We start from the raw sequence: 16,859 nt of genomic DNA, 5'->3' as shown, positions 1-16,859 counted from the left end.
GGATGGCGTCGGCGGTGATGTCGGGGGCGCGGTGGGCCGGGGTGGCGGCCTGGAGGCCGTCGAGGCGCAGGGGTGCGGGTGGGGCGAACTCCTCGGCGGCGTCGTCGAAGTCCTCGCCGAGGACCACGCGCACCTCGCCAGCAGGTTGCGACGGGTCCGCGGTGGTGGAGATGCCGCCGAGGTGCTCGGCGATGAAGCGGGCGACCTCGGCGTCGTCCGGGTGGTGCAGCACGCGGGAGCGGCCGGTCTCCGGTCCGTTGCCGACCTCGCCGACGGGGACGTCCGCGGCGAGCAGCGCGTCGCGGGTCCGGGCGGCCAGGCCGCCGACGTCCGTGCCGTTGAGCACGTCGACGGTGGTCGCGGCGAGCGCGGCCGGGACCGGCGGGGTGGGAGGCAGTCCGTCGTTGACCCGGGCGATGGTCATCCGGACCTGGTGCGGGTCGACCTGCACGGCCTGCCCGTCGGGAGTGTCGTACTCGGGGTCGACGATCGGGATGGTGCCGAACTCGATGTCGCCGCCGGCGAGGCCGCTCATCTCGGCGGCGAAGGCCAGCAGGTTCCAGTCCTCGTCGAGCACCACCGACCGTTCGACGGCGTCGAGCAGCCGCTGCAGCTTCACCGGGTTCGCCATGGTCCCGGCGGAGAGCACGCGCCGGGCGAACCCGGCGAGGAACGCCTGCTGCCGTTGCACCCGGTCGAGGTCGCCGCGCAGCAGGCCGTGGCGCTGCCGCACGAACGCCAGCGCATCGCCGCCTTCGACCTCCTGGCGCCCGGCCGCGAAGACGGCACCGGAGTACGGGTCGTCCACGGCCTCGTTCAGGCACACCTCGACGCCGCCGATCGCGCTGGTGAGCTCGTAGAAGCCCAGCAGGTTCACCTCGGCGACGTGGTCCACGTCGACACCGGTCAGCTGCTGCACGGTCCGCACGAGCAGATCGCGCCCGGCGGCCGAGGAGCGGCGCTCCAGCTCCGCCTGATCGGCCACGCCGTCCGCCACCAGCCGCCGCCGCTCCTGCGCCTTCCCCATCCCGTACGCCGCATTGATCTTGTGCTCGCCCTGGCCCGGGACGGCGACGAACGAGTCCCGGGGCAGCGAGTACGCGACCGCACGGCTCCGGTCGGCGGGCACGTGCAGCAGCATCACCGTGTCGGTGAGGCTCGATCCGCTGTCCCCGGTGCGCAGCTCTTCCAGCACCTCGGGCGGCAGCGGGTTCCCCTGCGCGTCGGTCCGGCCGTCCAGCCCGACCAGCAGCACGTCCACCGGGCCGCTGGAACCCGAACCGCCGGAGACCGCGCCCGGCAGCCGCCCCAGCGCGTTCCAGCCGTACCCGGTCACCAGCAGCACCAGCGCCGAGGCCAGCGCGGTCGCCGTGCGCGCGGCCACCCGCGGTCGTCGGCGGGCGGGGTGGGGCGAGGCGGTCGTCCGCGGCCGTCCGCGAACGGGACGCAGCGGGGCGGTCCGCTCCTGGTCTAACCGCGCCACGAACCCTCCTCGGCGAAACGGGCGAGCCGGTCCGGTTCGGTGGGCCGGTGGTCGATCGCGGACGGTTCGTCCGGGGACGGCGCGGCGCCCGGCCGACGCGCCCGGGACCGGTCGTGGTGGCGGCACAGCACCAGCGCGACGGCGAACAGCGCGCACAGCGCGGCGGCGAGGGCCAGCATCGAGATCGGGTCCTGCCCGGGCGTGGCGACGGCGGCGACGACGAACAGCCCGAACACGATGCCGCGCCACCAGCTCCGCAGCTTCGCGTACGACAGGATCCCCGCCCGGTTGAGCATCACCAGCACCAGCGGCAGCTCGAAGCTCAACCCGAACATGAACAGCATCAGCAGCACGAACCCGACGTACTCGTCCCCGGTCAGGGCGGTGAAGAACGCGTCCCCGCCGAACCCGACCATGAACAGCAGCCCCTCCGGGACCACGAAGTACGCGAGCAGCCCGCCGGCGGCGAACAGCACCGTGGCGAAGCCGACGAACTGGGCGGCGAACTTGCGCTCGCCCTCCTTCAACCCCGGTGTGATGAACGCCCACAGCTGGTACAGCCACACCGGGCTGAGCAGCACGGTGCCGACGGCGATCCCGACCTTCAGCTGCAGCACGAAGACCTCGAACGGTTTCGTCTGCAGCAGGCGGCACCGGCCTGGTTCCGGGCTGAACCGCATCTCCGGCGGCAGCGAGCAGTACGGCGCGAGCAGCAGGTCGCCCAGCGACGGCGCCCCGAACAGCGGGTGCGAGAACCACCAGAACCCGAAGGTCCCGCCGAAGACGACGGCGATCATCGCCACGCCCAGCCGGTACCGCAGTTCGCGGAGGTGGTCGACGAGGGTCATGGTCCCGTCGGGGTTGTGCCTCCTGCCCCACCGGCGGCGCGGGCCGCGGCCGTGGTTCGGGTGGCGCGGCGTCCTGGCCACTGCGCTGCTCTCCCGGTTCCCGTCAGCTCCCGGCCTCTTCGCGGCGTCCCCCCCGCGCCTCGGTGCCGCTCGTGCCCGGGGCCTGCTCGCCGGGGTTCAGCCGGCCCTGCGCGGCGCGCGCCGCGGCCTCGTCCTCCTTCATGCCGCGTGCTTCCGCCTTGAACACGCGCGCGGACTGCCCGACGGACCGCGCGAGGTCCGGCAGCTTGCCCGCGCCGAACAGCAGCACCACGACGCCGACGAGGAGCACCAGCTCCCACCCACCCGGCAAACTCACGATTCCCGCTCCTCCACTAGTCGGAAGGCGTGCGGGATGCGGCTCGGTCCACTGCGGACGGTCCACGGCAGGTGGGCACCGCTCCGGCGCGAGCCGGGGCCTCCGTCACCCGCACGGCCGATCCCAGTGTTCGCCCGCGCGGGAGGGCGCGGCAACGCGCGCGCCGTGATGGTTGCGATCGCGCGGCGCGATCGCGGCGGCGCTCAGTGCGCGTCCGCGACCTCCGGGCGCGGGGGCGCGATCTCCGGGTGCGCGTCCGCGACCTCCGGGCGACCGGCCGCGGCGATCATGTCCACGAGCGCGCTCATCGGCGTGCCGCGCACCGGGATGCGTCCGCTGAGGACGAATTCGATCTGGTCCAGCGCCGGCAGTCCGCCTCGGACCGGCACCAGCCCGTCCGGGACGACGCTGCGCGCGAACACCGCGACGCCGAGCCCGGCCCGCACCGCCATGCTCAGCCCGTTGAGCCGGTCCGCGGTGCAGCTGACCCGCCAGGACCGCTGCGCGCGTTCCAGCGCGGACAGCGCGCGGGCGCGGGTGATGCTCGGTTCCGGGTACACCACCAGCGGGACCGGATCTCCCGGCACGATCCGGGTGTCCGGGGTGCCGACCCAGACGAGCTCGTCCCGCCACAGCAAGCGCCCGGACGGTTCGCTGCCCGGCTGCTTGATCAGCGCCATGTCGAGCTCGCCGCGTTCGAGCCGGTCGTGCAGCGGGGTGCTGAGCCCGGCGGTGAGGTCCAGGTCGACCCGCGGGTGCATCCGCTGGAACCGCTGGGCGATCTGCGAGAACCAATCGGAGACGAGGTCCTCGGACACTCCCAGCCGGACCCTCCCGCTGGGTTCCGGTCCGGCGAAGTAGTCCAGGGCCTGCTGCTGCCTGCCGAGGATGCCGCGGGCGAAGCCGACCATGGCCTCGCCGTCACCGGTCAGCTCCACGGTGTGGCTGTCGCGGACCAGCAGCGAACGGCCCACCGCCGCTTCCAGCTTGCGCACGTGCTGGCTCACCGCGGGCTGCCCGAGCCCGAGGGCGCGCGCGGCGCGGCTGAAGCCACCTGAATCGGCCACTTCCAGGAACGTCCGCAGCCAGACGGGATCCAACACAGGTCCGGGACATTACCACCGAGTCCCCGCGGCGAGCCCTCCGGCGGCGACCGGTGCGCCCGGTCACGCGCTCCGCCCCGGAGTCCGGCCGGAACCTGCTCCCGGCCGCACCCGGCGGGGAAACCGCAGCTCAGCGCGGCACGATCCCGGCAGGTGGGACGCGACCGCGCCCGGGACTAGCCGGCGGCGCGGTCGCGTTGATCGCGGTGACCGGAGCGAGCGGACGGAGGGCGCCGTGCCTGAACTGGAAAGACCCCTGCGCAGACTGGGTTTCCTGACCATCGGGCTGTTCGACGGGGACGATCCGCGCCCCGGCCACGAGTCGACGCTGGAGATCGTCGAACTCGGCGAGCGGCTCGGCTTCGACATCGCGTGGGTACGCCACCGCCACCTGCAGTACGGCATCTCCTCCCCCACCGCGGTGCTCGCGGCGCTGACCCAGCGCACCAGCCGGATCGACCTGGGCACCGCGGTGATCCCGCTGGGCTGGGAGAACCCGCTGCGGCTGGCGGAGGACCTGGCGACCGTGGACGTGCTCTCCGGCGGGCGGCTGAACCCGGGGGTGAGCGCGGGGCCGCCGATGCACTTCGACCGGGTCCGCGGGGCGCTGTACCCGGACACCGCCGAAGCGGAGGACCTCGGCTACGGCCGGGCGGAGCGGCTGCTGGACTTCCTCGGCGGCGCACCCGTCACCGGGTTCAGCGGCACCGAGGGCATCGAGGTGTTCTCCGACCGGGTGCAGCCGCACTCACCGGGGCTGGCCGGGCGCGTCTGGTACGGCGGCGGCAGCCTGCGCTCCGCCGAGTGGGCCGGGCGGAACGGGCTGAACCTGCTGGTCAGCAACGTGGTCAAGGCGGAGCGCTCCGCGGACTTCGAGCAGGTCCAGCTGTCGCTGGTCGAACGGTTCCGCGCCCACCACCCCGACGGCGAGCGGGCCCGCGTCTCGCAGGGCCTGGTGGTCATCCCCACCGACAGCGCCACGCCCGTGCAGCGCGACAAGTACGCGCGCTACGCCGCCCAGCGGCTGCCGCGCACCACCACCACGCACGGCCCGGCCCGGATGATGTACGCGCCGGACCTGGTGGGCGACTCGGCGGAGCTGGCCGAGCGGCTCGCCGCGCACGCCGCGTTCCGGGCGGTCGACGAGGTGTCGTTCGCGCTGCCGTTCACCTTCGACCACGACGACTACGTGCAGATCCTGACCGACATGGCCACGAAGCTGGCACCCGCGCTGGGCTGGCGCCCGGCGGCGTGGGGGGGCACCGCCGGGGTCGCGGACACCGCCGGACGGCGCCGGATCTCGTACACCGCCGGGCGGCGCCGGGGCTTCCGGTCGCGCCGCGTCGGCGATTCGGGCCCAGCCGCGCAGTGTCGACGTTTCCGGCACCGCCGCGCCGCGTCGGCGATCCGGCCCCACCGCGCGGCTCCGGCGGTTCGGTTGAACGGCCCGGTCGCCGCGTCCAGGATGGCTGGTATGAGCCTCCGCCTGCGTGCCCTGGAACGCGACGACCTGCCGTTCGTGCACGGGTTGACGAACAACTCGCGGATCATGACCTACTGGTTCGAGGAGCCCTACGAGGCGCTCGTCGAGCTGCAGGACATCTACGACCGGCACATCCACGACACCCGGGAGCGCCGCTTCGTGATCGAGGCGGACGGCGAGCGCGGCGGCCTGGTGGAGCTCGTGGAGATCGACTACATCCACCGCAACGCCGAGTTCCAGATCATCGTCGCCCCCGACCACCAGGGCCGCGGGCTGGCCGCGGAGGCGACCCGGCAGGCGTTGGACTACGCGTTCGCGGTGCTCAACATGCACAAGATCTACCTGCTGGTGAGCACCGAGAACACCAAGGCGATCCACGTCTACGAGAAGCTCGGCTTCCGCACCGAGGGCGAGCTCCGCGAGGAGTTCTTCGCCGGCGGCCACTACCACAACGCGCTGCGCATGGGCGTCTTCCAACGCGACCACCTCGCGTGAGCCCGCTCGATCACCTCCCGTTCTCCGGATCGAGCGGCGTTCGAGCGAGGACGAGTTTGGTGGTGCGCGTCGCGTACGCTGCGGGAGCCGCGTCCCATTCGGCGGTGCGGGTGGTGACGCGTTCGGCGGGGAACCCGGTGCGCTCCAGGAAACCCAGCAGCTCGGGCAGAGTCGCGCGGGCGTGCGACACCCCGACGCGGAGGGTGCCGTCCATGGCGTACATGCGCATCAACGGCACCCGTGTCCCGGATCCCACGTAGTACCCGACCGCGGTGCAGATTCCCCCGGGCGCGAGCGCGCGCAGCGCGCGGCGGAGCCCGGCTGGGCGGGAGGTGGCTTCGACGACCACGTCGTAGCCCGTCCCGCCACGCCTCGCCGGGTGCGCACGCGCACCGAGGGATTCGGCGATCGCCCGCCGCTCCGGGTCGTCGTCGAGGTAGTCGACGGCGGTGGCACCGTGCGCGGCGGCGAGACCGGCCGCGTACAGGCCGATGCTCTTCGCACCGCCGCCGAGGACCAGCACCGAACCCCCTTCGCGAGCGGTGAGGCCGGGGACTACGGCGCGCCAGGCGTCGGCGAGGTTGTCACTCGCGGCGGCGACCCGCGTCGAAGGAACCCCGTCGGGCACCGGCACCAGCATGTGCTCGGCGAACGGGACGCGGATCCGGTCGGCGACCATCCCGCCCCACTCCCCGCTGGCGGGCCCGAAGCCATAGGCCGCGAGGGTTCCGGCACCGACGGTCGTCCCGCACTTCGAGGTCAGCCCGCGCAGGCAGGCCGGGCACGCGCCGCACGAGATCGCCCACGGCACGACGACGCGCTGCCCGGCCCGCAGCCGCGCGACTCCCGGCCCGACCTCGACGATCTCGGCGACGCACTCGTGACCGATGGCGAACGGGCCCTGGAACGGCACCGAACCGCAGATGCTCCCGATGACGGGATCGACCAGCCCGAGCGCCATCCCCGCTTGCAGCGCCCGGGACACCGGCCGGTGGATCGGCAGCGTGTCGCCGTCGCAGCGCCCGGCGAGGAACGGACGGACGAGGGCGTCGCCCGGATCTTCGATCACGGGTTCCGCGCGCTCGTGCCACACGAGCCGCCCGCTGCGGCGGAACTGGAGCTCTCGCACCGCCGTCACACCTCCGACCCGGCACCGCGGACGAAGACCGGCTTGAGGTGCCGCTCCGGCAGGGCCGCGGGCAGGTTCTCCCAGTCGATCACCTCCGAGACCACTCGCCGCGGTTCGACCAACCCGGACCCGGCCAGTGCCAGCGCCTCGGGAAGGTGCCCGCGGACGTTGTCCCGCGCGATCCGCAGGGTCACCCCGGTCAGGTACATCTCCAGCAGCGGCAGCTCGCCCGGGCGGAAGTGGTTGCCCGCGCTTTCGCAGATCCCCTCCGGGACCAAGGAGCGCAGCGCGGTGGCGAGCTGCTCGACCCGCCCGGTCGATTCGATGGCGAGCTCGAAGCCGTGCGGGATCGGTTCGATCTCCGCCGCGGTCCGGGCGCCGAAGCCGCTGGCGATCTCGCGGTGCCGCGGTTCCGGATCCACGTAGAGGATGTCGGACGCACCGAGGGCTCGGGCGATGTCGCAGGCGTACAGGCCGATGCTGCCCCGCGTCACCACCAGCACCCGGGCACCGGGCCGAGCCTGCAAGTGCGGAGCGACGAGCCGCCATGCCAGCGGCCAGTTGTCGCTGGCGGAGGCCATCGCCACCGGGTCGAGCCCGGCGGGCAACGGCACCAACATCGCGTCCGCCCACGGCACGCGGACCAGGTCGGAGAACAGTCCGCCCCAGGAGCCGCCCAGCGGAGCGCCGAACATCGCCATGTGCGGAACGGAGGTGCAGTGCGCCGACAGCCCGGCGCGGCAGCGCTCGCAGGCGCCGCAGGCGATCGCCCACGGCACCACGACCCGATCCCCCGGGACTGCGCTCGTCACCGCGTCACCGACCTCCACGACCTCGGCGACGCACTCGTGACCGAGGGCGAAGGGTGGCTCGATCGGCCCGTGCCCGGCCAGGATGGCCGAATCGACGTCGCACGAGGTGGCGGCGATCGGTGCGACGATCGCGTCCTCGTCGGACCGCGGCCGGGGGTCCGGGACCTCTCGCCACTCGGCGGTCCAGCGTCCGACGTAGGTGAGCTCACGCATCGGAGCCTCGTTCCCCACCGGCGAGGGCGACCAGGTCCGCGTGCCGGATGATCTCGCCACCGGCGCCCCAGCTCCCGTCGGGCTGCTCGTGCACCAGCACCCACACCCGAAGCGCGGCCGCCCGGTCCAGGCCCGCGGCCCGGAGCACGATCTCGGTGACCTCGGCGACCAGCCCGGCCTTGCGACGTTCCGACAGCGCCCCCTGCGGCACCGTGACGTCGGCGCGGAAGCGGGGCTCGGCGTCGGCGGCGGTGATGAGCGCTCCCGCGGGCACTTCGCGCAGGTGGCTCCAGGCCAGCGAGCGGAAGAACTCGGTGTCCGGCGCACCTTCCCACTTCAGCAGGGCGGCGGCGAGGTCCCGCTGCACCTGGTTCCCCGTTTCCGGCGGCAGGACCCCCGCAGGGGTGGTCAGCTCGATCAACGGCATGTCCACGCTCCATCTATAACGACTGTCATAACGAGAGCGAACGCTATACTATGACGGCCGTTATAGCGAGGGGGTTTCGATGAGCGACACGTCGTCGCGACAGCAGCTGGTCGCCGGAGCCGCGGACATGATCCGGCGGCGCGGGCTGAACGCGACGAGCATTCGCGAGGTGGCCAAGCACTCGGGCGCCCCGCTGGGCTCCACCTACCACCACTTCCCCGGCGGGAAGGACGAACTGGCCGCCGAAGCCGTCCGGCACGCCGCCACGACGACGGCACGCGCGCTCGACGCGGCCCTGGAGACCGGCCCGGTGGACGGACTGCGCTCGTTCTTCGCGCTGTGGCGGGACATCCTGGTGCGCACCGACTTCCACGCGGGATGCCCCGTGCTGGCGGTGTCGGTGGAAGAACCGCAGTCGGGCAACGAACCGACCGCAGCGCTACGAGCCGCGGCCGACGCCTTCGAGGGGTGGGAGCACCGGCTCGCGGCATCCCTCCGCGCGCACGGCACCCCGGAAGACCGAGCCGCTCGCCGAGCCGCACTGGTCGTCGCGGCCGCCGAAGGGGCGGTCGCGATGAGTCGCGCCCGGCGCAGCACCCGTCCGCTCGACGACGTCGCCGCGGAACTCACCGAGCTGGTGGCCACCGGTGGATGAGGCGACCCTGGGCGACTTCGCGACTTGCGGGCGGTGGCGCGCCGCGAAGGAGATGCTGCCGGCTTTCGAGAAGTCCCGCCCGGGCGATCCCCTGCCGCGAGCGGCGATCGGGGCGGCGCAGGAGTTCGCCGACCGCGCGGAACCGGGTCGCGGAACGCGTGGCGACACTCGACATCGCACTGCGCAGAACGTCCACATCGGACTGAACCCGCGGCGGGTGGGCGCCGCGCCGGGCGCGCGTTCGGCGCGGCGCCGCCGGATCACCCCGGCCGGTTGCCGGTGGGGATGGAGATGCTGATCGGGTAGTCGCCGCGGGACAGGAACAGCAGCACCGCCTGCCGCAGCACCTCGTCGAACATCCAGTAGGCCTGCTGCGAACCGGGGAAGTGCTGCAGCAGCCCTTCGCGGACCGCGATGAACGGGCCCCACAGCGTGTTCAGCAGCGGGTCCCAGATCGGCTCGTCCGGGATCATCAGCCACCGCGCGACCTGGTCGCCGAGCATGAACCGGGTGAGCGCGCCGATCACGGGCCTGCTCAGGATGGAGCCGTCGATCTCCTTGCCGAAGTCCATCAGGATGTCGGCCAGGTTCACACCTTCGGCGGTGGGCGCGAGGATCGGGGTGAGCACCTGATCGGCCTGCAGGTTCGCCTGCTCCCAGGACGCGGGGATGTACTCGTCGGCGATGCCGAGCATGTGCGCGCACAGCTGCCAGGAGTGCAGGTACGCCTCGGATTCCTCCGGCGGGATCGGCACGTTCCACTCGACCATCTTGCGGTTCACGGTGGTGGCGAGGCTGTGCCAGGTGACCATCATGTCGGCCTGGCTGATCGGGATGTCCTCGGGCGCGACGTCGCTCCATTGCGCCGACTTCGGCAGCAGGTTGCGCACGCCGGCGTGGGTGAGGCGGGTCTTGACGCAGGTGACGATCATCGAGCCGTCGTCGGCGTAGGCGTTCGGGGTGCCGATGTCGTAACCGAGCTTGGCGGTCTTGGTGATGCGGTCCTTCATGTTCGCGCCGCCGTAGGAGTGGTAGACGGCGCGGGCCTCCTTGGGGATGACGGTGCTCATCATGCCGCTGGCCATGCCGTAGAGGACGCCGAGGTAGAGGCCGCGCTTCTCGTTGAACCGGTAGGCGAGGTCGAGCTTGCGCGGGTCCGCCCAGTCCGGCTTCCGGCGGGCTTCTTCGATGAAGTCCCGCAGTTCGGTGGGCAGGCCCTTCGGCAGGTCCTGCCCGTTGGTCGTCCACTCGCGCAGCAGTTCGTTGACGCGGGGTACCGCGCCGCTGTCGAGCAGCGATCCGACGAGGGGGTCGGCGACCTCGTCCCAGACCCAGCGCGGGTCGGCGCCTTCGCCGGTGCCGACGACGGAACCGCTGGGTTGCCAGGTCCACGCCATGGCGGGGGCGGCGGTGCTCAGCGCGCCGAGCGCTCCCAGTGCGCCGCCTGCCGCGAGCAGTCCGCGCCTGCCCACGAGTCCGCGTCCGCCCGGTTCGGGTGTGCCCTGTTCGCTCATGTCCTGAACTCCTCCTCGAGTCCTTGGATCGCGAGGTGCGGGGTGATCACGTGCAGCAGCGGCGTGCGCGGTGGAGCCGGTTCGGGCCGTCGCACCGGAGATCGCTGGTACGGTGAAACAAGATCCGCTACTGCGTATCAGGAAGCGAAACACAGGACGCGCCCGGGCACCAGCCCCGGACCGGCGTGCGGCCCGCATTCCCGTCGTTCACCGCAATCCCGCTCGGGTGGGAGGAGGAGCACCGTTGCTCCGATGGCACGACCGCGGCGGGCGGACCCCGGTGGCGCGAACCGGGGATCCGGCGCCGCGGAACCTGTACTGTCCGAGATCATGACGCCGCACGACCCCGAATCGCTGCTGGAGCGCGCGTTCACCGAGGCCGTCGACCGCGTCGAGGACACCGACGAGACCACCGCGCGCGTCCTCGACGCCGCCTACGAGCAGTTCTGCCGCCTGGGCCTGCGGCGGTCCACCATGGAGGACGTGGCGCGCCGGGCCGGGGTCTCCCGGATCACCGTCTACCGCCGGTTCGCCACCAAGGACGCCCTGGTCGAACACGTGGTGCGCCGCGAGTTCCGCCGGTACTTCGACCGGTTCCTCGCCGACATCCGCCACGCCCGCACCGCCGCCGACCGGGTGGTGCTGGGGTTCGCGAGCGCACTGCGCGCCATCCGCGGCAACCCGCTCATCGGCGGGCTGATGGAGGTCGAACCGGAAGTGATGGTGCCGTCCATGCTCACCGACGGCGGGCGGACCATGGCCACCGTGCGGCGCTTCCTCGCCGAGCAGCTGCGCCGCGAGCAGCGCGACGGACACGTGCCGGAGCGGGTGGACGTGGAGGTCGTCGCGGAGCTGATGGTCCGCGTCTCGGCCTCGTTCCTGGTCACCCCCAGCGAGCTGGTCGACCTCGACGACGACGAGCAGGTCCGCGAGGTGGCCCGCCGCTTCCTGGTGCCGATGCTCGCCGAACCGGGCGCCGGGTGAGCGGCGGGCGCGGGTCCGCGACCGACCGCGGCAGGCGCAGGACAGCGCTCGACCGCAGCAGGCGCGGGGCGGAGCTCAGCCGCAGCGGTCTCAGGGCCGCGACCGACCGCAACGGGCGCAGGGCCACGATCGCCCGCGGCGGACGTGGCGCAGCGATCAGCCGCGGCGGGTGCGGGGGCCGTCGTACTGCTGCTCGGTGACCGGTTCCAGCCAGCTGGTCTCGGGCCGGTCGTCCGCCGGCGCCTCCCACAGCGCGAGGTGCTCCATGAAGCGGTCCGGGGCGGCGCCGTGCCAGTGCTCCTCGCCGGGCGGGCAGTGCACCGTTTCCCCGGGCTGCGCCTCGAAGATCGCGCCATCGCGGGTGCCGACCAGCGCGACCCCGGAGACCACGTGCAGCGTCTGCCCCACCTCGTGGTGGTGCCAGCGGGTGCGGGCGCCGGGCGCGAAGCGGGTCAGGTTCGCGCGCAGCCGCGAGGGCTCGGTCCCGACGTGGATCACGTCGAACCACACGTCGCCGGTGAACCACTCGGCGGGTGCCCTGGTGGTGGCTCGCGGGCCGGTGAACTCCACGGCGTCTCCTCGGTGTCGGGCGGGAATCCGTGCCGACCACCTTAGGCGCCGCGCGCACGCCGGCGGCCGGCCCGCGGGTGCAGGCCGGCCGCCGGTTCGTGCGGAGTGATCAGCGGATGGCGCCGAGGGTCAGGGTGAAGACCTCCGGGTCACCGGCGTTGACCTTGCCGCTGTGGTCCTCGCCCGCGTTCGAGCTGACGTCGTCGTAGGCGAACGCGTAGCCCTTGCCGTCGGGCAGGTTCTCGTGCACCACGCGCGCGTAGTGGTTGGTGATCTCGTTCTGGTAGAACGTGGCCGGGTCCTCGTCCTGCGGCTGGTTCGGGTTGATCAGCAGCGTGGTGCGGTTGAACGCCGCCGCCAGCCGCGGCACGATCGCCAGGCGCTCCTGGGAGTCGCTCTCCGGGTTGTTCGCGAACGGGCCGCTGTTGCAGCCCCAGATGTCCACCGAGGACGGCTTCTCGAACCGCTCCGAGCCGAAGACGAACGCGTCGCCCTCGACCTTGCCCTCGATGACGCCGAGGTCGTCGCGCTGGGTGTCGACGAAGATCGACTCACCGGCGTACTTGGCGTACACCTCGTCCACGTAGGGTTCGAGGTAGCCCTCGAAGTCGGCGGCGCGGTGGTTCGGGTTGAGCACCCGGACGACCTTGCCGTCGGCCTCCTGCACCAGCTTCGGCCAGTTCTCGCCCTGGTCGCGCAGGCCCTGGGCGACACCGTCGAGCGCACCGGTGGGCATGCCCGGGACTTCCTGGTCACCGCTGCCGGCCTTCAGGTGCAGCGCGATCGGCGCGGCGACGAAGTCGACGTAGCTGATGTTCGCGTAGAGCTGCTCCTCGTTGAGGGTGAACTCGGCGAACGTCCAGTCCTTGCCGTAATTCGAGTCGTCCTCGGAGACGAAGTTGGGGTGCACCACGGAGGTCGTGCCGTCCGCGCCCTGCACCACCTGGAACTCCAGCTTGTCGTCGGTCACGAAGTACACCCGCGCGCCGTACATGCGCGGCACGGTGACCTCGACGCTGCCGTCGACCGGGATGGCGGGGTCCTCGCCCAGCGGCTGCGGCTCGGGGCCACCCGCCTCGGGGAAGTAGGAGGTGCCGTCCTGCCGGATGAACACGGCCTTCTTCTCCGCGTCCGAGAATCCGGCGATGTAGGCGTGCGCCGTGGTGCCGGAGTTGTTCTGCAGCACGAACTTCAGGGTTTCCGGAGCGGCCGAAGCGAACGGGGCGTTGATCGCCTGCACCCAGAACGGCGTGGTCAGCGCCGCAGCGGAATACCCGAGAAACCGCCTACGAGAAACCATGGGGTTACCTCCAGAGACAAACTTGACCACCTCGGAAGGCGGTCGATCTTCTCGTGATCGATCCCGAAAGTCTGGCGGTCTAGACCTGCACTCGATACCTCCAAAAGGAGTACGTATTCACCAGCTTCAAACACGAATCAACGCGACCGCACACTGAGATGGGAAAATCAAGAACGCGGCGACATCCAGCCACAAAACCGGGAAATCCGACCGCATGGCGGGACAGCACGCGAACGACGGCGATTCCGTTCCCGGAAGCACGACGAAAGTCGGAACGGGACCTCACACCGAAGTCTGATTGCGCGGAACGGTGCCGGGCACCGCCGAACCGCGCGTCCACGCGGGACGGAGCTCGCGGAGGCCGGGAGCAGCGCGTGAAGAACGACCCGTCGGCGGGCCGCGCGGAGCGGATCAGGAGGCGGGTGCCGGAACGGCCGACGCACCGCCGGGGGAGATCACCCCTCGCCGCCGGAACGGATCGCACACCCCGCACGGCCGAAGCGGATCACGCACCCCCGCGCAGAACCGGCACCCGGTCGCACCCCAGCTCCGGATCCGCCCCCGCGAACCGCGGTCAGCCCGCCGAACCGGACTCGTCGACCAGCAGCACCAGCACCCGCCGCAGCTCGTCCTGGAGCCGTTCGATCTCCTCGTCGGCGCCCGCCAGCGCGAGACGCAGCCCCCGCTGGAAGATCCCGTCGATCATCGCGTAGGCGATCCCGGACGAGGTCGCGGGCCGGACCTGCGCGAGCTCGGCGCAGCGGCCGATCACCTGCCAGATCATCTCCTCGCGGCGCCGGTCGATCTCCTCGACGTCCGCGCGGAAGGACTCCTCGAACAGGCTCTGGTTGCGCAGGTCGTACCAAAGCCGGTGCAGCGGGGCGTCGGTCCGCATCGAGGCGAAGAACTCGTCGATGAACCCGTTCCGCAGCTCGGGCGCGCTGGTCGCCTCCGCGATCACCCCGTCGTAGCGGGTCACGCAGACGGCTTCGTACTGGCGGACGGCACGGGTGATCAGGTCCTGCTTGTCGGCGAAGTAGTAGTGCAGGACCCCGTGGGAGAACTCGGACTTCTGCGCGATCTCGCGCAGGCTGGTCCGCGCGTACCCGAGGTCGGCGAGCGTGTGCAGCGTCGCCACCGCGAGCTCCGTGCGCCGCACCTCGAACTTGTCGACCTGGCGGCGGGCCACCTTGTTCCGCTTCGTCTCCGCGACCTCGGTCACTTGCCCGTCCTGTCGGCTGGTTCCGGCTGACGCCACAGTCTAGCGCCCCGGTTCGCGCGCTTTCTTGACAAGCGTCCAAAAAATTCTTGACGACTGTCCAAAAACTTGCCTACGGTGTGATCCGCGCCGCACGGACGATCTTCCGGCCCGTGCGGCTCCCCCGATCTCAACGAGGAGATTTCCGGATGAGCAGTGATGATCTGACCGGCCGAAGAGCACTGGTGACCGGCGGCGCGCGCGGACTCGGCGCCGGCATGGCCGAGGCGCTGGCGCGGGCCGGCGCCGCCGTGGTGATCGGCGACGTGCTCGAGGACGAGGGCGAGAAGACGGCCCTGGCGCTGCGCGAAGCGGGCGCCGACGCCCACTTCGTGCCGCTCGACGTCACCGACGACGACAGCTGGGCCGAGGCCGTCCGGCGCACCACCGGAGCCATCGGCGGGCTCGACGTGCTGGTGAACAACGCGGGCGTGGAGATCAGCAGCCTGATCGCCGACCTCGACCCGGCCGACGTCCGCCGGATGCTGGAGGTCAACGTGCTCGGCACGTCGCTCGGCGTGAAGCACGGGTTCCGCGCCATGCGGCCCGGCGGCGCGGCCGGGCAGGGCGGGGCGATCGTCAACATCGCCTCCGTCGCGGCGACCATCGCCTTCCCCGGCATCGCGCTGTACTCGGCCACGAAGTCCGGCATCGACCGGCTCACCCGCGTCGCCGCCGCCGAGTCCGGGAAGCTCGGCTACGGGGTGCGCGTGAACTGCATCTACCCGGGACTGACGCCGACCACGATGGGCAACCAGCTCGCGGTGGACTGCGCCGAGCTGGGGTTGTTCCCCTCCCCCGAGGCCGCCGCGGAAGCCGTCGTGGGCCTCACCCCGCAGGGCCGCCTCGGGCAGGTCGACGACATGGCCGACGCCGTGGTCTTCCTCGCCTCCGACGCCGCGAAGTTCATCACCGGGGCCGGGCTCCCCGTCGACGGCGGCATGGGCATGTGACCGGGTCTCCCCCACCAGCACGGAAGGAAGCAGTTCATGGCCACTGACAAGAAGGTCGTCGTCTACGGCGCCTCCGGTTACACCGGACGCCTCATCTGCGAGTACCTGCGCGAATACGGCATCCCGTTCCTGGCGGCGGGCCGCAACCGGCAGCGGGTGCAGGACGCGGTGGACGCGGTCCCCGGAATCGACACCGTCGAGCACGACGTCGTCGAGGTCGAGCACACCGCCGAAGCCCTCGCCGAGCAGTTCCGCGGCGCCTCGGTCGTGCTCAACACCGTCGGCCCGTTCGCCCGCTTCGGCCACGAGGTCGTGCAGGCCTGCCTGGAGATCGGCGCGCACTACACCGACACCAACGGCGAGCAGAACTGGATGATCGACGTCGAGCAGCGCTACGGCGCGGCGTTCGCCGATCGCGGGCTGCTGCTCACCCTGGGGCTCGCGCAGATGTACACCATCGGCGAGATCGCGGCGAACATCTGCCTGGAGACGCCGGGGCTGGACACGCTGGACATCCAGGTGTTCTGGAAGGGCCACCCCACAGTCGCCTCCACGAACACGATCCTCACCAACGCGGTGCTGGCCGACGCGTTCTACCTGGAGCAGAACGAGTACGTGCCGTGGCCCGCCGACCGCGGCACCTACGACGTGGTGGTGCCCGGCCACCACGAGGTCGGGCTCGCGCTGCCCTGGGGCGGCACCTCGCACCCGGTGTGGTTCAAGAACGACCCGCGGGTGTCGAACGTGCGGGCGCTGGGCGGGGTGTTCGACCGGTCGCTGATGCAGGCGGTGCCGCAGATCGTGGCCTCGGCGATGGAGCAGATGGAAGGCCTGTCCACCGAGCAGAAGCTGGCGATGATCGACGAGATCTCCGCCGGGGTGCGCAGCGAGATGCCGCCGCGGGAGAACCCGCGGATCAACACCTCGCTGGACTCGGTGCACGCCTCCGGGCCGCTGGGGCGCGCGCACTGCGTGATCCACGGCAACTGCAACTACAAGCAGACGGCGCTGCTCAACGCGCACGCCGCCGCGGAACTGCTGCAGCAGCCGCCGCGGAAGGTCGGATTCGCCTCCAGCTGCCAGGCGTTCGGGCACCGGGAGCTGCTGGGCACGCTGCGCGCGTTCGGCCTGGTCCTCGACCCGATCCTGGAGGTCCACCGCTGATCGGTGGCGGCGGGCCCCCGGCCCCCCCCCCCCGGGGGCCCCCCGGGGCCCCCCGGGGGGCCCCCCCCCCCCCCCCCGGCCCCCGCCCCCCCCCCGGGGCGCCCCCCCGG

At 72.1% G+C, this 16,859-nt stretch carries 16 protein-coding genes and 1 pseudogene; 6 read left to right on the top strand and 11 right to left on the bottom strand.

Translation table 11 applies throughout. The features are described 5' to 3' along the window. The 4 genes from LCD31_RS19085 to LCD31_RS19070 all read right to left on the bottom strand — a co-directional run. Window positions 1-1,384: LCP family protein (locus LCD31_RS19085; RefSeq protein ID WP_224959928.1), on the bottom strand; the 1,384-nt coding region annotated here is incomplete at its 3' end. An 86-nt stretch (window positions 1,385-1,470) separates the two neighbouring features. Continuing rightward, on the bottom strand, window positions 1,471-2,412 hold the full coding sequence (tatC, locus tag LCD31_RS19080; protein ID WP_374108125.1) for a twin-arginine translocase subunit TatC: 942 nt from the start codon (window positions 2,410-2,412) through the stop codon (window positions 1,471-1,473). A 22-nt stretch (window positions 2,413-2,434) separates the two neighbouring features. Beyond that, window positions 2,435-2,689, bottom strand: a complete 255-nt coding sequence (gene tatA / locus LCD31_RS29625; RefSeq protein ID WP_308011311.1) for a Sec-independent protein translocase subunit TatA — start codon at window positions 2,687-2,689, stop codon at window positions 2,435-2,437. A 203-nt stretch (window positions 2,690-2,892) separates the two neighbouring features. Next, window positions 2,893-3,792, bottom strand: a complete 900-nt coding sequence (locus LCD31_RS19070) for a LysR family transcriptional regulator (protein WP_224959927.1) — start codon at window positions 3,790-3,792, stop codon at window positions 2,893-2,895. Window positions 3,793-4,036: 244 nt separating this feature from the next. Between LCD31_RS19070 and LCD31_RS19065 the strand changes: the two are divergent. After that, window positions 4,037-5,032: pseudogene (locus LCD31_RS19065) on the top strand (LLM class flavin-dependent oxidoreductase); the annotation flags it as partial. A 225-nt stretch (window positions 5,033-5,257) separates the two neighbouring features. Continuing rightward, a complete protein-coding gene (gene speG / locus LCD31_RS19060) occupies window positions 5,258-5,770 on the top strand; it encodes a spermidine N1-acetyltransferase (RefSeq protein ID WP_308012545.1) in 513 nt (170 codons plus the stop codon). 10 nt (window positions 5,771-5,780) lie between these two features. Here speG and LCD31_RS19055 read toward each other — a convergent pair whose 3' ends face one another. The 3 genes from LCD31_RS19055 to LCD31_RS19045 are packed head-to-tail and all read right to left on the bottom strand — an operon-like array spanning window position 5,781 to window position 8,351. Beyond that, complete coding sequence (locus LCD31_RS19055) at window positions 5,781-6,899, bottom strand: zinc-binding dehydrogenase (RefSeq protein ID WP_224959926.1); 1,119 nt, start codon at window positions 6,897-6,899, stop codon at window positions 5,781-5,783. 5 nt (window positions 6,900-6,904) lie between these two features. Then, entirely contained in the window at window positions 6,905-7,924 is a 1,020-nt protein-coding gene (locus LCD31_RS19050; protein WP_224959925.1) for a zinc-binding dehydrogenase, read from the bottom strand. Further along, window positions 7,917-8,351 carry a tautomerase family protein gene (locus LCD31_RS19045; RefSeq protein WP_224959924.1) on the bottom strand — a complete coding sequence of 145 codons (435 nt, stop codon included), beginning with the start codon at window positions 8,349-8,351 and terminating at the stop codon, window positions 7,917-7,919. The genes LCD31_RS19050 and LCD31_RS19045 overlap by 8 nt, the downstream gene beginning before the upstream one ends. Window positions 8,352-8,430: 79 nt before the next feature. On the opposite strand from LCD31_RS19045, the gene LCD31_RS19040 reads away from it, so the two are divergent. Beyond that, complete coding sequence (locus LCD31_RS19040; protein ID WP_224959923.1) at window positions 8,431-9,006, top strand: TetR/AcrR family transcriptional regulator; 576 nt, start codon at window positions 8,431-8,433, stop codon at window positions 9,004-9,006. Window positions 9,007-9,266: 260 nt separating this feature from the next. Here LCD31_RS19040 and LCD31_RS19035 read toward each other — a convergent pair whose 3' ends face one another. Further along, window positions 9,267-10,520, bottom strand: coding sequence for an oxygenase MpaB family protein (locus tag LCD31_RS19035; RefSeq protein ID WP_224959922.1), 1,254 nt, complete (start codon window positions 10,518-10,520; stop codon window positions 9,267-9,269). A gap of 330 nt (window positions 10,521-10,850) precedes the next feature. Between LCD31_RS19035 and LCD31_RS19030 the strand changes: the two genes are divergently transcribed. After that, window positions 10,851-11,504, top strand: a complete 654-nt coding sequence (locus LCD31_RS19030) for a TetR/AcrR family transcriptional regulator (RefSeq protein WP_224959920.1) — start codon at window positions 10,851-10,853, stop codon at window positions 11,502-11,504. Window positions 11,505-11,660: 156 nt separating this feature from the next. Here LCD31_RS19030 and LCD31_RS19025 read toward each other — a convergent pair whose 3' ends face one another. From LCD31_RS19025 to LCD31_RS19015, 3 genes are all read right to left on the bottom strand, one after another. Then, window positions 11,661-12,074: a cupin domain-containing protein gene (locus LCD31_RS19025; protein ID WP_224959918.1), complete on the bottom strand. Its 414-nt coding sequence runs from the start codon at window positions 12,072-12,074 to the stop codon at window positions 11,661-11,663. Between the two features lie 109 nt (window positions 12,075-12,183). Beyond that, a complete protein-coding gene (locus LCD31_RS19020; protein WP_224959916.1) occupies window positions 12,184-13,374 on the bottom strand; it encodes a glycoside hydrolase family 64 protein in 1,191 nt (396 codons plus the stop codon). Window positions 13,375-13,948: 574 nt separating this feature from the next. After that, window positions 13,949-14,596, bottom strand: coding sequence for a TetR/AcrR family transcriptional regulator (locus LCD31_RS19015; protein WP_224959914.1), 648 nt, complete (start codon window positions 14,594-14,596; stop codon window positions 13,949-13,951). A gap of 185 nt (window positions 14,597-14,781) precedes the next feature. On the opposite strand from LCD31_RS19015, the gene LCD31_RS19010 reads away from it, so the two are divergent. After that, window positions 14,782-15,585 carry an SDR family NAD(P)-dependent oxidoreductase gene (locus LCD31_RS19010; RefSeq protein WP_224959913.1) on the top strand — a complete coding sequence of 268 codons (804 nt, stop codon included), beginning with the start codon at window positions 14,782-14,784 and terminating at the stop codon, window positions 15,583-15,585. A gap of 36 nt (window positions 15,586-15,621) precedes the next feature. Beyond that, window positions 15,622-16,749 (top strand): DUF5938 domain-containing protein, encoded by a 1,128-nt coding sequence (locus LCD31_RS19005; RefSeq protein ID WP_224959912.1) that lies wholly within the window; start codon window positions 15,622-15,624, stop codon window positions 16,747-16,749. Window positions 16,750-16,859 lie beyond the last annotated feature (110 nt).

Origin of the sequence: Saccharopolyspora sp. 6M (assembly GCF_020176775.1) — a bacterium.
In the GTDB taxonomy this organism is placed as follows: Bacteria; Actinomycetota; Actinomycetes; order Mycobacteriales; family Pseudonocardiaceae; genus Saccharopolyspora_C; species Saccharopolyspora_C gregorii.
The sequence above is the reverse complement of the archived record's forward strand: the minus strand, read 5'-3'. Positions and strand labels throughout refer to the sequence as shown.

What these genes read in the sequence shown, in the direction of transcription:
- speG (WP_308012545.1), top strand. Translation starts at nt 5,258, where the DNA reads ATGGCTGGTATGAGCCTCCGCCTGCGTGCCCTGGAACGCGACGACCTG.
- LCD31_RS19050 (WP_224959925.1), bottom strand. Translation starts at nt 7,924, where the DNA reads ATGCGTGAGCTCACCTACGTCGGACGCTGGACCGCCGAGTGGCGAGAG.
- LCD31_RS19045 (WP_224959924.1), bottom strand. Translation starts at nt 8,351, where the DNA reads ATGCCGTTGATCGAGCTGACCACCCCTGCGGGGGTCCTGCCGCCGGAA.
- LCD31_RS19040 (WP_224959923.1), top strand. Translation starts at nt 8,431, where the DNA reads ATGAGCGACACGTCGTCGCGACAGCAGCTGGTCGCCGGAGCCGCGGAC.
- LCD31_RS19035 (WP_224959922.1), bottom strand. Translation starts at nt 10,520, where the DNA reads ATGAGCGAACAGGGCACACCCGAACCGGGCGGACGCGGACTCGTGGGC.
- LCD31_RS19030 (WP_224959920.1), top strand. Translation starts at nt 10,851, where the DNA reads ATGACGCCGCACGACCCCGAATCGCTGCTGGAGCGCGCGTTCACCGAG.
- LCD31_RS19020 (WP_224959916.1), bottom strand. Translation starts at nt 13,374, where the DNA reads ATGGTTTCTCGTAGGCGGTTTCTCGGGTATTCCGCTGCGGCGCTGACC.
- LCD31_RS19010 (WP_224959913.1), top strand. Translation starts at nt 14,782, where the DNA reads ATGAGCAGTGATGATCTGACCGGCCGAAGAGCACTGGTGACCGGCGGC.
- LCD31_RS19005 (WP_224959912.1), top strand. Translation starts at nt 15,622, where the DNA reads ATGGCCACTGACAAGAAGGTCGTCGTCTACGGCGCCTCCGGTTACACC.